This window comes from Streptomyces sp. NPDC006265 (genome assembly GCF_040613555.1).
In the GTDB taxonomy this organism is placed as follows: Bacteria; Actinomycetota; Actinomycetes; order Streptomycetales; family Streptomycetaceae; genus Streptomyces.
On the sequence record NZ_JBEXSH010001441.1, the window covers coordinates 1 to 1,313 of the forward strand.

Consider the following 1,313-nt stretch of genomic DNA (forward strand, 5'->3'; position numbering starts at 1 on the left):
GGTTTTCCGCCATCACCAAGGCTGTCCTCGGCATCATCATCGCCATCCTGTTCCTGGCGATCTTCATTCTGATCATCCTGGCCCTGATCTTCGCCGGTACCGCCGCCGCACAGGGCATGGGCCGCACCGGCTACGGCCCGCTCGTTCCCGATCCGAAGGGCGTCCTCGACCTGCCGGAGGGGTTCGGCTACCGGATCCTCTCCCGCGAGGGGGAAGAACTCCGTTCCGGCGAGGGCAAGGTGCCCTCCAACCACGACGGCATGTCGGCCTTCCCGGGCAGAGGCGGCCGGGTCCACCTGGTCCGCAACCACGAGAACCGCGCCGGCGGCAGGGTCCCGGTCCCCACCGTCGAGGGCCTCACCTACGACCCGGCCGGCAAGGGCGGCTGTACGGCGCTGACGCTCGACTCCCGCAACAGGGTGCGGTCGGAACGCGTCGCGATCGCCGGCACGGCCGTGAACTGCGCGGGCGGGCCCACCCCTTGGCACACCTGGCTGACCTGCGAGGAGACCGAGGACAGGGCCGGCACCAACGGCTACACCAAGGACCACGGCTTCATCTTCGAGGTCGACCCGGCCGACCCGCACCGCACCGGGGCCGTGCCGCTGACCGCGATGGGCCGCTTCGCGCACGAGGCGATCGCCGTCGACCCCCGGCGGGGCCTGGTGTACGAGACCGAGGACGCCTTCGAGAAGCCCTTCGGCCTCTTCTACCGTTTCCTGCCGGACCGGCCTCTGGGCGGCAGGGGTTCGCTGCGGGCGGGCGGGCGGCTCCAGGCCATGCGCGTGCCCGGGGTGCCGGACCTGTCGTCCATCCAGGACGTCGGCGCCGAGTTCGACCACATCGAGTGGGTCGACGTCCCGGACCCGCAGGCCGCGCAGACGCCGATCCGGTTCCAGGACTTCGGCCGCAAGGGCATCACACACGCGCAGAAGCTGGAAGGCTGCTATTGGGGCGGCCGTTCGGTGTACTTCGTGTCGTCCTTCGCGCGCCGGTCGGACGGTTCGGCCGCCGACCACTTCGGACAGGTCTGGCGCTACGACCCGGAGCGCCGCCGGCTCACCCTGGTGATCGTCTTCGGCCCGGACACCGATGTGCAGCTGCCGGGCGAGTCACCGGACAACATCTGCCTGGCGCCCAGCGGCGGCCTCATGGTCTGCGAGGACGGCAACGGCGCCCAGCACGTCTTCGGTGTCACCAGGCGCGGCCAGGTCTACGCGATGGCCCGCAACCGGCAGAACATCGGGGCCTCGGCGCGCTCCAGCTTCTCGATCTTCTCGCGCACCACGTCGAGGGCGAGCACCTCGAAGCCC

The 1,313-nt window shown here is 70.7% G+C and carries 1 protein-coding gene; it reads left to right on the top strand.

Going from position 1 to position 1,313, the window contains the following annotated elements:
* Positions 1 to 32 precede the first annotated feature (32 nt).
* On the top strand, positions 33 to 1,313 hold a 1,281-nt coding region (locus ABZ281_RS49630; protein WP_356665455.1), incomplete at its 3' end, for an alkaline phosphatase PhoX.